This window comes from Streptomyces decoyicus (genome assembly GCF_019880305.1).
GTDB classification, from domain to species: domain Bacteria; phylum Actinomycetota; class Actinomycetes; order Streptomycetales; family Streptomycetaceae; genus Streptomyces; species Streptomyces decoyicus.
This window is the reverse complement of the sequence record NZ_CP082301.1, coordinates 6,335,420-6,349,454: the sequence shown is the minus strand read 5'-3', so window position 1 is coordinate 6,349,454 and position 14,035 is coordinate 6,335,420. Positions and strand designations below refer to the sequence as shown.

Sequence of the window (14,035 nt, the reverse complement as noted above, 5' to 3'; positions counted from 1 at the left end):
AGCGCCGTGCCACCCGGTCCCGGGCCGGCCGGACGGGAGGGTGACCACGCGGTTCATGCCGCGGCTGACGTTCCCGATAACGAAAGAGAATTGCGGCCTCGTACGGTCTCTGGCACCTGTTCACAGTGATTCAGAGAGCGAGACGATGGCCGGAAAACATCTTTCCGACATACCCGAGATACACCGTCGCCGACTGCTGGGGCTCGGAGCGGCGGTGGCCGCCCCGGCGATGCTGGGGCTCGGCATGCCCCGGGCACGGGCTGCCGTGGTACCCGACCGCGCCGCGCCCGCCCGGTCCCTGCTCGCCTCGCGCGGCGGACTGGCGGAAACCAGCATCACCGACCTGCTCAAGCAGCTCGCCGCCGGCAAGCTCACCTCGGTGGAACTCACCAAGTTCTACCTGGACCGGATCGCCGAGCTGAACCTTGCGGGCCCCGCGCTGCACGCCGTCCTGGAGACGAATCCGGAGGCGCTGAAGCTGGCCGCGAAGCTGGACGCCGAGCGCAAGGCGGGCAAGCTCCGCGGCGTGCTGCACGGCATTCCGCTGCTGATCAAGGACAACATCGGCACCGCGGACAAGATGCACAGCACCAATGGCCTGCGTGCGCTGCTGGGTGCCCGCCCGGCCCATGACGCCACGGTGGTCGCCCGGCTGCGCGCGGCCGGTGCCATCCCGCTGGGCAAGGCCAATCTGACCTCGCTGGTCAGCTCGTCGAGCGGTTACAGCCAGCGGGGCGGCCAGACCCGCAACCCGTACAAGCTGGACCGCTCGCCCAACGGCTCCAGCGCGGGCCCCGCCGCGGCCACGGCGGCGGGCCTGTGCGCGGGTGCCATCGGGACCGAGACGATCGGGTCCATCCTGGGCCCCTCGGGCGCCAACAGTGTGGTCGGCATCCGGCCCACCACCGGACTCACCAGCCGCACCGGCATGTTCCCGGGGGCACGGAGCTTCGACACCATCGGCCCGATCTGCCGCACGGTGGCGGACGCCGCCCTGCTGCTCGGGGTGCTCACCGGGGTGGACCCCACCGACACGGCCACCGCGGCCAGCGCGGGCAAGTTCCACTCGGACTACACCCCCTTCCTGAAGCCGGGCGGGCTGAAGGGTGCCCGGATCGGCATCACCAGGGAGGTCTTCGCCGGCTACAGCTCACACGCGGACGCCGTCGCGGAGCAGGCCGTCGAGGTGCTGAGGAACGCCGGCGCGGTGGTCGTCGACAACGCCAACATCCCCACCGCGGAAAAGATGATGTCGGATCTGGACGCCGCCTTCATCGTCCAGATCACCGAGATGAAGCACGACATCGAGTCCTACCTCGCGCGGACTCCCGGCGATCACCCCCGCAGCATCGCCGAGCTCGTCGCGTACAACAAGGCGCACGCGGACACGGAGCTGGAGTACTTCGACCAGAACATCCTCCAGACCGTGGCCGATTACGCGGGCAAGCCGTCGGACGCCGAGTACAAGAAGGCGGTGGCCACGGTGCGCCGGGTCGCCCGTGACGAGGGCATCGACGCGGCACTGAAGAATCACCGGGTGGACGCCCTGATGATGCCGACGGGCGCGCCCACTTGGAAGATCGACCTGGTCAACGGGGATCCGCAGATCATGGGCAGCGCGATCCCCGTGGGCTATGCCGGCTATGCGGCCATCAACGTCCCCGCCGGGTTCGTGCACGGGCTGCCGGTCGGCATCACCTTCATGGGCACCGCCTGGAGCGAACCGCAGCTGATCCGCTTCGCACACGGCTTCGAGCAGGCTCACCCGGCGCGGCGCGCGCCGACGTTCACCCCGCCCGGCGTAGGCCTATAAGTTACGGGGTTGGGGGTGTCCCGTCTCGCACGGTGACACCCCGACTCCGGGCGGTATGCATCCCTCATCTCACTTCGACGCTCCGGCACCCCGCTGCCCGCCCGCGCGGGGTCGCACAGTCCTCAGGGAGGATCTTCATGTTCCGTCGGTCTCGGCATCCAAGCTCCGGTCGGGCCGAGGGCGAGGAGAGTCCGGCGCTCCCCGATGCCCGCCTCGGGGGACAACGGCCCCTGCCGGCCTCCGAGTACCTCCCGGGGGAACCCGCGGTGACGCTGCGGGACGTGCACAAACGGTACGGACGCGGGAACAGCGCCGTGCACGCGCTGCGTGGGGTCGGCATCGCTTTGCCCCGCGCCAGTTTCACCGCCGTGATGGGCCCGTCCGGGTCGGGCAAGAGCACCTTCCTGCAATGCGCCGCGGGGCTCGACCGGCCGACCTCGGGCTCGGTGCTGCTCGGTGACACCGATCTGACGAAGCTGCGCGAGAGCAGGCTGAGCGACCTGCGCCTGAACCGTCTGGGCTTCGTCTTCCAGCACTTCAACCTGCTGCCTGCACTGACGGTCTATCAGAATGTCCGGCTGCCCCTGAAGTTGGCCGGCCGACCGGTCGACCGGGGCGCCATCGAGCAGATGCTGGCCCGGGTCGGACTGCCCGACCGGGCGCGGCACCGCCCGGGTGAACTCTCCGGCGGACAGCAGCAGCGCGTCGCCATCGCCCGTGCCCTGATCACCGAGCCGGACGTCATCTTCGCCGACGAGCCCACCGGGGCACTGGACACCACCACGGCGGCGGAGGTGCTCACCCTGCTGCGGGAGGCGGTGGACAACCTGGGCGCGACCGTCGTCATGGTCACTCACGAGCCCAGCGCTGCCGCCTGGGCGGACCGGGTGCTGTTCCTGGTCGACGGAGAGGTCTCCGACGAACTGATGCTGGGCGACCCGGAGGAGATCTCGGCCCGTATGCGGGTGCTGACGTCGGCCACCGACCGGCCGCAGTCGGCGGCGCCCGGGATGCGGGGCAGGGGATGAGCAACGGCCTCGCGTTCGCACAGATCCGTTCCCGCCCTTCGGCGTTCATCGGCACCTTCATCGCGCTGCTCTTCGGCGCCGTGGTGATCATCTCCAGCGGCACCCTGCTGCTGGCCGCGGCGACCGCGTCGCCGCAGCCGGTGCGCTATCGCCCGGCCCCCGTGGTCGTCGCCGCGGACCAGTTCGTGGGCGGGCAGCAGATCCCGGACCGGGTCCGTCTCGGCACCGGTCTCGCGGACCGGCTGGCCCCGCTGCCCGAGGTGTCGGACGCGGTGGCCGACACCGTCTTTCCGGCCACCGCCGCCGCACCGGGCCGCACGGCGGTCACCCTGGACGGCCAGCCGGCCTCCTCGGCCCGGCTGCTGGCAACCGGGGACGGCGCAGCGGGGAAAGTGACCCCGCGCCCCGGGCAGACCGTGCTGGACACGCGGACGGCCAAGGCCTTGGGGGTGTCCCGGGGCGACACCGTGACGCTGACGAGCCCGGCCGGGGCCGGGTCCTTCGAGGTCGCCGGCGTGCTCGCCGCCCGGACTCCCGGCGCCTGGTTCGAGAACGCCGAGGCCGGGCGGCTGTCCGGCCACCCGGGGAAGGCGGACGCGATCGCGGTGCTTCCCGAGGAGGGGGTGTCCACCGCGCAGCTCGCCGAGCGGGTGCGCGCGGCCGCGGGCTCCGCCAAGGTGTTCACGGGCGACGGGCGCGGCGAGGTGGAGAACCCGGGCTTCGCTCCGGCCCAGGAGAACACCGTCGGCATGTTCGGTGCCATGGGCGGACTCAGCATCTACGTCTCGATCTTCGTGGTGGCCAACACCATGTCGCTGTCGATCTCGCAGCGCCGGCGGGAGACCGCGCTGCTGCGCGGCATCGGGGCCCGGCCGGGCCACATCCGGCGGATGGCCGCTGCCGAGGCCACGCTGGTGGCCGTACTGGCGGTGGCGGCCGGCAGCGCCCCGGGCCATCTGCTGGCCCGGCTGGTGTTCGACGCCATGGATGCCCGCCATCTGCTGCCGCCGGGCACGGAGCTGACGTTCAGCTGGCTCCCGGTCGCCGCGGCCGCCCTCACCGGGCTGCTCGCCGCGGTGCCCGGCAGCCTGATCGCCTCGCACCGTGCCGCCCGCAGCCGCCCGGCCGAAGCGCTGAGCGAGTCGGCGCTGCCCCGTCGCGGCATCGGTCCCCTGCGTCTGCTGCTCGGTCTGGCGGCGCTGGCCGGTGGTGCGGTGGTGGCCGTCCAGGTGCTCGCCCTGGGTGGTGCGACGGCCAACAAGGCCGCGCCCTTCGTCCTGTTGCTCTTCCTGGTCTCGGTGTCCCTGCTGGGGCCGTTGCTCGCCCGTGCCGCCACCGAGATTCTGGGGGTGCCGATGCGGCTCTTCGGCGCCACGGGCGAACTGGCGACCCTCAACGGCCGGGCCAGGGCTCGCCGTCTGTCGTCGGCGATCGTGCCGGTGGCGCTGGTGGTGGCGTTCGGCGTGACCAAGATCGGACAGCAGACCACCCTGACCCATGAGAAGAGCACGCAGAGCGCGGCGGCGGTCACTGCCGACCGCGTCATCGAGGCGCCGGGCGGCCTGCCCGGCCGGGTGGCCGACGACGTCGCCCGACTGCCCGGTGTGCGGGCCGCGACGGGGGTGACCGAGGTGGGGCTGCTGGCCGGACCCGGGCACCCGGGCGCGAAGCCCGGTGACGGCGCCGTCTCCGGCAGCGCCTTCTCCGGAACCGGTGAAACGCTGGCGCGGAACCTCGACCCGCAGGTCCGCTCCGGAGCCCTGTCCGGGGTCCGGGCCGGTGGCACCCCGGGTTCCGGCGACGGGACGGTGGCCGTCGACCAGCGGGTCGCCGACCGGGCGGACACCGGTGTGGGCCGGCGGATCACGTTGTGGCTCGGTGACGGCACCGTGGTGCGGCCGGTGGTGGCGGCCACCTACAGCCGGGGGCTCGGCGTGGGCGAGGTACTGCTGCCGCGGGCCACCGTCGCCGGCCATCTGACCCACCAGCTCGACGACCGCATCCTCGTCCGCGCGGACTCCGGGGACGGGGGTGCGCGGCTCGATCAGGAGCTGCGCACCGTCGCCGGCGCCTCGCCCGGTGCCACGGTGCGGACCGACGCGGCGTTCGCCGAGGCCCGCGACGCGGCGGACGAGTCGTTCACCTGGCTGGAGTTCATGGCGTTGAGCATGATCGCCGGCTTCGCGGGCATCACCGCGGCCAACACCCTCGCCATGGTCACCTTCGAGCAGTTGCGGGAGGTCTCGATGCTGCGGCTGATCGGCACGAGTGTACGGACGGTGCGCCGGACGGTCCGGCTGGAGGCCTTGACGGTGGCGCTGACCGGTCTGGCCGCCGGCCTGACGATCGCGCTGGTGACCCTGACACCGCTGGTCGAGGACAGTACCGGGGCGACGTTCCCGTATCTGCCACCGCAGTTGCTGCTCCTCGTCGCGGCCGGCACGGTCGCGCTGAGCCTGCTGGCCACCGGTGTCCCCTTGCGGCTGCTGCTGCGGGTACGCCCGGTGGAAGGCGTCACCCGGCGGTCCTGAGGCAGGCGCCGGGCGGGCACACGGCGATCGGCCCCGGCAGATGTGCCGGGGCCGATCGAGCTCTGCCGTCACCTGCGGGGCCTGCGCAGCGGAGGGCGTGAAGTGGTCCGTCAAGGCAGAGAGGCTGTGCGCCCAGGTGGTTCAGGAAGCCATGGTGGTTCAGCAGGCCTTGGTGGTTCAGGAAGCCTTGGTGGCTCAGGAAGCCTTGGTGGCTCAGGAAGCCTTGGTGGTTCAGGAGGCCTTGTTCCGGCTGCGCCGTGAGTCGCCCTCGACGTGCTGGAAGGCCCTGCACAGTGCCACCAACAGCAGGACGAACACGGGTACCCAGAGCAGGCGGACCAGGACCCAGGCCCAGGCATCGGGTGCGGTGTGGAGGCCGAAGAGCGGGCCGGTGAGCGCCAGGGTGACCGCGGTCGTCGAGAGCATCGCGGTCTGGTGCCAGAGGAAGATCGTGATCACGGAGAGGTTCATCAGGGCCACGAGCGCCCAGGCGAACTGGCCCGGTGTGGCCGACCGTTGGCCGCCGGGCGCGGGGGCGGCCGCGGACCCCGGCTGTCCGACGAGGCGGCGCAGCGGGCCGCTCAGCAGCAGGGCCGCGCCGCACTGGGCCAGACCGAAGGTGACGGCGGCGAGCGAGAGCGGGTTGAGGTTCGACATGGCGGCACCGGGGACCCCGACCATGCTGGCGGGATAGCCGCCCCACCCGATCAGTGCGGCGGTGGCCAGGAGTCCGGTGACGAGCAGGGTGGCCGCGGGCCGGCGGCGGGAGAAACCACCGGCGGCCCACACCGCGCCCAGGCAGTACGGAACCAGCCAGCCCGCCAGGACATTCACATTGCGGACCGTCTCGACCCAGGCGACCCCGCCGGTGGCGAAATGTGCCACGTCCAGCACGGCCACCACGGCACACGCCACGACGGCGATCCGTCCCGGCGCCCGCCGCACGAGGGGGGTGGCGGCGGTCAGCGCGAGGAACACCAGCAGGAACCACAAGGGCGAGACCACCAGATTCAGCAGGGTGCTGATCGTCTCGTGAGCGACACCGGCGCCGGCCAGGCCGAGCACCACCAGCATCCACAGGAACAGCAGCGTTCCCACCGGCCGCAGCAGCCGGCGCAGCCGCCCGGCCAGCCAGCGGCCGTAGTCCGGGCGTGCGGTCCGTGCGGTGGCATAGCCCTGGGCCGCGACCCGGCCGCCGACGAAGAAGAAGATCGCCAGGGGCTGGAGCACCCAGGACACCGGCGTCAGGGCGGGCATGTGGCGCAGCGGGCTGTCCCCCATGAGGTGGCCGTCGGCCCGCAGCGTCACCGCGGTCACCAGCCAGTGGCCGAGCACGACGCCCACGACGGACAGGGCCCGCAGCACATCGAACGCCCGGTCGCGGTCGGCGGGGGTCGCGGCGTCGATCCGGAGTACCAGTGCGTGCAGCCGGCCGGCGATCCGCGGGCCGGTGGGCACGCGGGCGGGTATCGGGGCGCCGAGGGGTTCGACCGGGGGCCGCAGGCGTACGTCAGCCACGGGAGACCTCCGACGTCCGTCCCGCGGCGATCAGCGCGAGGTTGTGCAGCGGAAGGCTGCCCGGCGCGAGATAGTCGCTGTGCCCGCCGGTGCCGGCGGCGAACGGCTCGGCACCGAAGGCCCCGGACACCGGATCGGCGCCGAAGCCCAGCGTCCCGCCGAACGCGGAGAGGCTGATGTGCGGCGCTCCCGCGATCCAGTCCCGCGCTCCCCGCCCGGCCCACACCGGGACGCCGGAGAGTTCGGCCGCGGACTCGACTCCCATGCCGGGGCTGCCGAAGACCGCGAGGCCGGCGAGGGAGGAGGCGGCCGCACGGCCCATGCCGCCGACGGCGCTGCCGCAGACCGCGGAGCCGTACGAGTGGCACAGGAGCGTCACCCGTGCCGCGGGGCTCACGGACCGCAGCTCTTCCAGCAGCCGCTGCAACCGGCTGCCGCCTTCGGTGGCGCGTGCGGTGCTCAGCACGTCCCGGCTCATCGTCCGGGGTGCGCGGTAGCCGTACCAGGCCACCACGGCCACCGGGGTACGCGAGACCCGGCGCAGCTCGTCGTGGAGCGCGCGGGCGCCGCCGCCGAGCGAGGCCCGGCGCGAGCCGAGGTAGTCGAAGGTGTCGATCGTGGTGTCCGACCCCGGTACCAGAACCGCGATCCGGCCGGCGGCGGCGAGGTCACCGAGGACCTCCACCGCCTGGCCGTCGCCTTCGGCGCTGAAGGAGAGGAAGTTCCTTCCCGGGGCGGCCAGTTGATGCAGATGGCGTTCCCGGTCGCGGTCGCCGATCCGGTGCGCGGCACGCTCGGACGCGGCGATGGAGGCGCGCATCACGGCGTAGCGTGCGTCCAGCGTGCCGGCCTTGACCGCGGGGAGACGTGGCGGGGCGGGGGTGCCGGGGACGGCGGACCGGGCAGCGGCGCTGACCGACAACACGAGGGTTGCGGCAACGGCCACCAGCAGCCCACGTCTCCCCCATCTACGAGCTCGCATCGACAGCCGTTCCTTTCCCGTCATTCGCTCAACTGACTGGAAAGGCTAGATTTCCGGACCCGGTAAATCGTCACGCTCAGGCGCCAACTCGGTTTGTAGCTCTCAGGTATGACCGGGCGCCGGAAATCGGCATCAAGAGCTATCGCTCATCCGGCACGGCCCAGCACGACCGCCGAGATCTCCGTGGCTCCGTGGTGGACGTGCCGCAGGGTCAGTCCGGCGCCGTCGGCCAGCTCGGCCCACTCCTGCCGGGTCCGTTCCTGTCCTCCGGTCATCGCCATCATCCACATGTCGCCCATGCGACGCGTGTCCGGGCCGGAATCGGCCAGCACCCTTTCCAGCAGGATGAGTTCACTGCCGGGAATCATGGCGTCGGCACAACGGCGCAGAATCACTGCGGACTCGTCATCGGGCCAGTCGTGCAGCACACTTCCGAGCAGATAGGTGCCATATCCCCGGGGAATTCCCTCCTGCATGTCGCCGGCCTCGACCGAGAATCGGTGGCCGTACCGTCGCAACAGGTCCGGCGGGACGAGTGCGATGACCTCGGGCAGGTCGGTGAGGGTGACCCGGAGGGTTTCGCTGCCCTCCAGCAGGAGTTCGCTGAGCCCGCCCGTACCCCCCGCCAGGTCCACGACGTCCTCGGCGCAGCGCCGGAGGAGAAAGGGAAGCAGCGAGCGGTACATCTGCAGGGCACGCATCCGCATGTGCTCGTGGAACGTTTCGAGCGCGTGGGCGTCGCCACTCATGCTGTCGAAGATTTTGGTGCCGTTGGCGATTTCGTAGCTGGGAAGGCCACCACGCACCGTTTCGGCGAACAGGCCCCAGGAAGTGAAGAGATCGTTGTCGGAGAATTCGGCGCGCAGACTGCCCGGTTGGTCCGATCGCAGCAGCGTGCCGGCCGGAGTGAGACGGACCGTCCCCGCCTCGTCCACCCGGAAGACGCCCAGCGATTCGGCGGCCCGCACGAGACGCGACAGGCGCCCGGCGTCCGTGCCGAGGGCAGCGGCGATCTTCTCCACGGCGACGCCCCCGGGAGGCACCTGATCGGCAACACCCAGTGCGGAGACGGCGTACAGCACCCGGCTCGGCGCGATGTCGAAGATCTCGGCGAGCCGACGGCGTTCCTGGTCAAGCGTATTCACTGGCTTCCCTCTCCGCCTCGGCGCGGGCCGTCTCGTAGATCTGGCCCCACGGCCCGGCAGTTCCCTCGCCGAACAGCCCGTGCCATACCCGCAGATACGAGAGCCGTTCCTCCGCCGGAATCGCGGGGAAGGTCAGAAAGAGAATGTCGGTGACCACCATGGCACGGACGGCGAGCACCGGATGAGGGCTGACCAGGGGGCGGAACGTCGCGCTGTGAATTCCCGGCATCGGATGGCCGGGGTAGAACTCCCCCACCATCTTGCCGGCCGCGACGGCTTCCGCCTTCAATTCCTGCTGGACTTCGAGAATCCGCTCACGGCGCACCTCGGTGGACGCCCCCACCGGGACCATGACGAAGGCGTTGTACACGCTGTCGGGCGCGCTGCGGTCCCCGAGCCGCGCCAAGGCGGAACGGGCGGTCGTCGCCAGCCGTCCCGCTCCGCGCGGCCCGCTGATGTCCACGGAACTGAGCGCGGTACGCCCGAGTTTCAAGGACTGCTCCATGAAGGGGCACACCGCACCCTTACGACCGAGATCAGGATGCGCATGAGTGAGAAAGGAGCGGAGCCAGTGCGCGATCTCGGTAAGGATCTGCATGTCACCCTGCCCATGCGACTCCAGGACTATGTCCGACGGGTCGTCGTGGCTGAGATACATACACCCCCACCTCCCTGTGCCCGGCGGAGCCGATACGCCGATGAGAAATCCCTGGAATATCGGTCTCCGCGAATGAGAATGTCCTGCCCGTCGGTCCGGCGGTTCGCGGACCGGTGACGGCCGGCGGACGGAGACCCTCGGCGAGGGCCGCGCGCGTCGAAGTCCGCGTCCCCGCGAACGGCACCGGGAGGCCGTCATGGCCGGACGCGTCGGACCACGGGAGCCACTGCTGACTTCACGCATCGCCGGGTGGACGCTAGGGGGCGGCCTTATCGCGGGACTATCACCCCTTTAGCGGGCCACGGCGCGCAGAGCCCGACGCGCCCCCGGCCGGTCCTCCCGCGGGCGCCTTCCGCCCCTCGGGCGACGGCAGGCGTCCGTAGGATGGGCCGGTGATACCGGACATCGAGAGCCCGCCGCAGCGTTCACCCCGCCGGACCGGCGGCGCGCGGCCCCTCTCCGCAGCCACGTTGCGGGCGCTGCGTCATGACTTGTTCGCCCTCTCCACCCGCTCCGCCCCGTTCCTGCCCCGTGTGCGCCACCGCGTACTGCGCAAGCTCCCGTTCGTGCTCGCCGCGTTCTTCGCGCTGGATCTGGCGGTACCCACCGCCCTGGCCGCCGCCGAGCGGCTGCATCTGGTCTGGGCGGTCGCCGCGGCCCTCGGCTGCGCCCAGTCCCTGCCGGTCGTGCTCGCGCTCCGGTGGCCCATCGCGGCCTGGTGGCTGTCGCTCGTGGCGATGCTGCCGTACGGGATCGGCCTGGCCGTGATGGGGGGTTCCGCACCGGCCGATGCCCCGTGGCCGTGGACGGAGACCGGGCTCATCGCGCATCTGACCGTCACCCTGATCGTCGCCTGGCGGGCGAAGCCCCGGGTGTACCTCGCGCAGTGGCTGATCACCGTGCTGGCCGGCGGCCTGCTGACCGTGCTGCTCACCCCCGCGTCCGACGACAACGACCTCTTCCTGCTCGCCCTGCTCTCCGCGTTCGGGCTGGCAGTCATCGCGGTCGTCCGGGGGCGCAGCGAGGCCGAGCACAAGTTGCGGGAGCAGGAGGTCCTCACCGAGTTCGAGCGGACCCGCCGGGCGCTGCTGGAGGAGCGCACCCGCATCGCCCGCGAGCTCCACGACGTCGTCGCCCACCACATGTCCGTGATAGCCGTGCAGGCGGAAGCCGCACCGTACCGGGTGACGGATCCGCCCCAGGAGCTCAGCGACAGCTTCGCCAGCATCAGGGGGAACGCGCTGGCGGCCCTCACCGAGATGCGGCACATCCTGGGCATGCTGCGGTCGGAGGAGCAGCCCTCGGACGGCCGGTACACACCCCAGCCCAGCCTGGAGAACATCGAGGAGCTGGTGGCGAACGTCCGGGCGGCCGGACTGCGCATCGAGTCCGTCGTCTCCGGTGCCTCCCGGCCGCTGCCCAAGCGCGTGGAGCTGTCGGCGTTCCGGATCGTCCAGGAGGCACTGAGCAATGCGCTGCGCCATGCCCCGGGCTGCCAGGTGGAGTTCGAGCTATCCTACGGCCGGACCGATATCCGCATACGTGTCTCCAACAGCCCGGCCACCGGTGCGCGACGTCAGGCGGGGAGGGGACACGGCGTGTTGGGCATGAGGGAGCGGGCTTCCACTCTGGGCGGCACCCTTCAGATCGGGCCACGGGAAGACGGCTGGTACGAAGTGACGGCTACGCTGCCCACGAACGAGGGGGAGGGTGTATGACCATCCGCGTACTGGTCGCCGATGACCAGACCATGATCCGGGAGAGCTTCGGCATCCTGCTCAATGCGCAGCCGGACATCGATGTCGTGGGCGAGGCGGTGAACGGCGAGGACGCGGTCCGCCAGGTCGGTGAACTCTCGCCGGACATCGTGCTGATGGATGTGCGGATGCCGGTTCTCAACGGCCTGGAGGCCACGCTCCGGATCACCGAGCACGATCCCGACGTCAAGATCATCATTCTCACCACCTTCGATTCGGACGAGTACGTCTACGAGGCACTGCGGGTGGGCGCGAGCGGCTTCCTCCTCAAGGACTCGTCGGCCCATCAACTCGCGGACGTGGTACGGACCGTCGCCCGGGGCGGAGCCCTGCTGGCACCGACGGTCACCAAGCGGCTGATCGAGGAGTTCTCGCGGATGCACACGCCCCGCCTCCGCAGCGAGCGCGTCGCGGACCTCAGCGAGCGCGAGACCGAGGTGCTCCGTCTGATAGCCCAGGGCCTGTCCAATGCGGAACTCGCCGCGCGCCTGGTCATCGCGGAGCAGACGGTGAAGACCCACGTCAGCCGCATTCTGGTGAAGCTCGGCCTGCGCGACCGTACGCAGGCGGCCGTCTTCGCCTACGAGGCCGGCCTGGTCGTCGCGGGGCAGTGAGCCTCGGCCCGTGGTGGCACGGCCCGGCAGCGGGCCGTGGAATACGGGCCGATACACAGGCGATAAGCGCGCTTCCTAGCATCGCCCGCACCGATGCTGCCGAGAATGTCCCGGGAAGGCGTTACATGCTTACTACTGGTCTTTTCACGGGGCCCGTACGTGCCGGCTCCGTCCGGGCCTCCCGATGACCGCCGCGATCCACGTCGACGGCCTGGTCAAGGAGTTCGGCTCGTCCCGCGCCGTGGACGGGGTCTCGATGGAGGTGCCGGCCGGCAGTGTCCTGGGACTTCTCGGACCCAACGGAGCGGGGAAGACCACCATCGTCCGGATGCTGGCCACGCTCGTGCGTCCGGACGGCGGCCGGGCGCGGGTCGCGGGGTTCGATGTCGTCGCCGAGGCCCATCAGGTCCGTGGGCGGATCGGTCTGACCGGCCAGTACGCGTCCGTGGACGAGACCATCCCGGGCTGGGACAACCTCTATATGATCGGCCGCCTCCACCGGCTGCCGTCCCGGCGCGCGAAGGCCCTGGCCGACGAGCTGCTGGAACGGTTCAGGCTGACCGATGCCGCCCGGAAGCTGCCGCGCGACTACTCGGGCGGTATGCGGCGCCGGCTCGATCTGGCCGCCAGTCTGGTGGGCGAGCCCGAAGTGCTCTATCTGGACGAGCCCACCACGGGCCTCGACCCGCGCAGCCGGAACGAACTGTGGGACATGGTGCGGGCGTTGGTGGGCAAGGGGACCACGGTCCTGCTCACCACGCAGTACATGGAGGAGGCCGAAGCCCTCGCCGAGAACATCGTGGTGATCGACCACGGCAAGGTGATCGCCGAGGGGACGCCCGCCGAACTGCGGGGCCGGATCGGCGGCCAGGTGCTGCGCATCAGGCCGGACCGCGGCGCCGACCTCGCCGGGATGGCGCGGCAGCTGACCGGCACCGGCGGCCTCACCGCCGTCGCGGACCCGGTCGAAGGGCTGATCACGCTGCCGGTGGCCGGCCAGGCGGACCTGACGGCCGCGGTGCGGATGCTCGCCGCCTCAGGAGTCCCGGTCGACGGCATCGATACCCATACCCCCAGCCTCGACGAGGTCTTCCTCACCCTCACCGCGGGCGACCCGGCCGACGACACACGGAGAACGGCATGACCGCCGCACTGCTCGCCCCGCCAGGACCGGATGTGAAGCCGGGCCCCACTCGGTCCCGTGTCGACCTGCGGACCGCCGTGGGCCAGTCGCTGGCCATCGCCCGGCGCAACCTGATCCAGATCAAGCACGACCCCTCGCAGCTGCTCGACGCCACTCTCATGCCGATGGTGTTCACGCTGGTCTTTGTGTACGTCTTCGGCGGGGCGATCGGCAAAGGCCAGGCGGACTACCGGCAGTACCTGATCCCCGGCATCATGGTGCAGACCGTCAGCTTCGCCGCACAGGTCACGGGCACCGCTCTGAACCTGGACTTCAGCAAGGGAATCATGGACCGCTTCCGGTCCATGCCCATCGCGCGCTCCGCCGTGCTCTCCGGCCGGATCCTCGCGGATGTCTGCCGGCTGACCCTCGGGCAGGCCGTCATCCTCGCCTTCGCCTTCCTCATCGGATTCCGCGTCCGCACCGATGTGGCGGGCGTACTCGCCGCCGTGGGTCTGCTGGTGCTCTACGGGGTCGCCCTGTCGTCCATCGCCGCGTATATCGGTCTGGTGATCCGCAGTCCCCAGGCGGTCCAGTCGGTGGGCTTCCTCTGGATGATCCCGCTCCAGTTCGGCAGTTCGATGTTCGCCCCGCCGTCGACCATGCCGGGCTGGCTCCAGGCGTTCGTCGAGGTCAACCCGACCACGCTGGTGGTCGATTCCTGCCGCGGACTGCTGGTGGGCGGCCCGGTGGCCGGGAATGTGGCCGGGTCGCTGATCTGGATCGGCGGTGTGATGCTGGTCTTCGTTCCGCTGGCGGTACGCCAGTACGGGCGCCGCACGCTCTGAGGCTCCGTCCCGGAGGAC

Annotated in this window: 11 protein-coding genes; 7 read left to right on the top strand and 4 right to left on the bottom strand. The window is 71.1% G+C overall.

The window, feature by feature from the left end; genetic code table 11:
- Positions 1-145: 145 nt before the first annotated feature.
- The 3 genes from K7C20_RS27950 to K7C20_RS27940 all read left to right on the top strand — a co-directional run bounded on the left by K7C20_RS27950 (position 146) and on the right by K7C20_RS27940 (position 5,372).
- A complete protein-coding gene (locus K7C20_RS27950; protein ID WP_053210287.1) occupies positions 146-1,813 on the top strand; it encodes an amidase family protein in 1,668 nt (555 codons plus the stop codon).
- Positions 1,814-1,950: 137 nt separating this feature from the next.
- A complete protein-coding gene (locus tag K7C20_RS27945) occupies positions 1,951-2,841 on the top strand; it encodes an ABC transporter ATP-binding protein (protein ID WP_078953574.1) in 891 nt (296 codons plus the stop codon).
- Positions 2,838-5,372, top strand: coding sequence for an ABC transporter permease (locus tag K7C20_RS27940; protein ID WP_053210286.1), 2,535 nt, complete (start codon positions 2,838-2,840; stop codon positions 5,370-5,372). Before K7C20_RS27945 ends, K7C20_RS27940 begins: the two co-directional genes overlap by 4 nt.
- A gap of 231 nt (positions 5,373-5,603) precedes the next feature.
- Here the strand turns inward: K7C20_RS27940 and K7C20_RS27935 are convergent, their stop codons facing one another.
- The 4 genes from K7C20_RS27935 to K7C20_RS27920 all read right to left on the bottom strand — a co-directional run bounded on the left by K7C20_RS27935 (position 5,604) and on the right by K7C20_RS27920 (position 9,675).
- Positions 5,604-6,890 (bottom strand): acyltransferase family protein, encoded by a 1,287-nt coding sequence (locus K7C20_RS27935; RefSeq protein ID WP_078953573.1) that lies wholly within the window; start codon positions 6,888-6,890, stop codon positions 5,604-5,606.
- Complete coding sequence (locus tag K7C20_RS27930; RefSeq protein ID WP_053210289.1) at positions 6,883-7,872, bottom strand: alpha/beta hydrolase; 990 nt, start codon at positions 7,870-7,872, stop codon at positions 6,883-6,885. Before K7C20_RS27930 ends, K7C20_RS27935 begins: the two co-directional genes overlap by 8 nt.
- A gap of 146 nt (positions 7,873-8,018) precedes the next feature.
- Positions 8,019-9,017, bottom strand: a complete 999-nt coding sequence (locus K7C20_RS27925) for a methyltransferase (protein ID WP_030084059.1) — start codon at positions 9,015-9,017, stop codon at positions 8,019-8,021.
- Positions 9,004-9,675: a DUF6875 domain-containing protein gene (locus K7C20_RS27920; protein ID WP_048829734.1), complete on the bottom strand. Its 672-nt coding sequence runs from the start codon at positions 9,673-9,675 to the stop codon at positions 9,004-9,006. Before K7C20_RS27920 ends, K7C20_RS27925 begins: the two co-directional genes overlap by 14 nt.
- A 392-nt stretch (positions 9,676-10,067) precedes the next feature.
- Here K7C20_RS27920 and K7C20_RS27915 point away from each other — a divergent pair, with 392 nt between their 5' ends.
- The 4 genes from K7C20_RS27915 to K7C20_RS27900 all read left to right on the top strand — a co-directional run bounded on the left by K7C20_RS27915 (position 10,068) and on the right by K7C20_RS27900 (position 14,017).
- Positions 10,068-11,393, top strand: coding sequence for a sensor histidine kinase (locus K7C20_RS27915; protein WP_053210285.1), 1,326 nt, complete (start codon positions 10,068-10,070; stop codon positions 11,391-11,393).
- Positions 11,390-12,046 carry a response regulator gene (locus tag K7C20_RS27910; protein WP_030084054.1) on the top strand — a complete coding sequence of 219 codons (657 nt, stop codon included), beginning with the start codon at positions 11,390-11,392 and terminating at the stop codon, positions 12,044-12,046. The genes K7C20_RS27915 and K7C20_RS27910 overlap by 4 nt, the downstream gene beginning before the upstream one ends.
- 184 nt (positions 12,047-12,230) lie before the next feature.
- Positions 12,231-13,190, top strand: coding sequence for an ATP-binding cassette domain-containing protein (locus K7C20_RS27905; protein WP_048829733.1), 960 nt, complete (start codon positions 12,231-12,233; stop codon positions 13,188-13,190).
- Positions 13,187-14,017 carry an ABC transporter permease gene (locus K7C20_RS27900; protein ID WP_030084052.1) on the top strand — a complete coding sequence of 277 codons (831 nt, stop codon included), beginning with the start codon at positions 13,187-13,189 and terminating at the stop codon, positions 14,015-14,017. Before K7C20_RS27905 ends, K7C20_RS27900 begins: the two co-directional genes overlap by 4 nt.
- Positions 14,018-14,035 lie beyond the last annotated feature (18 nt).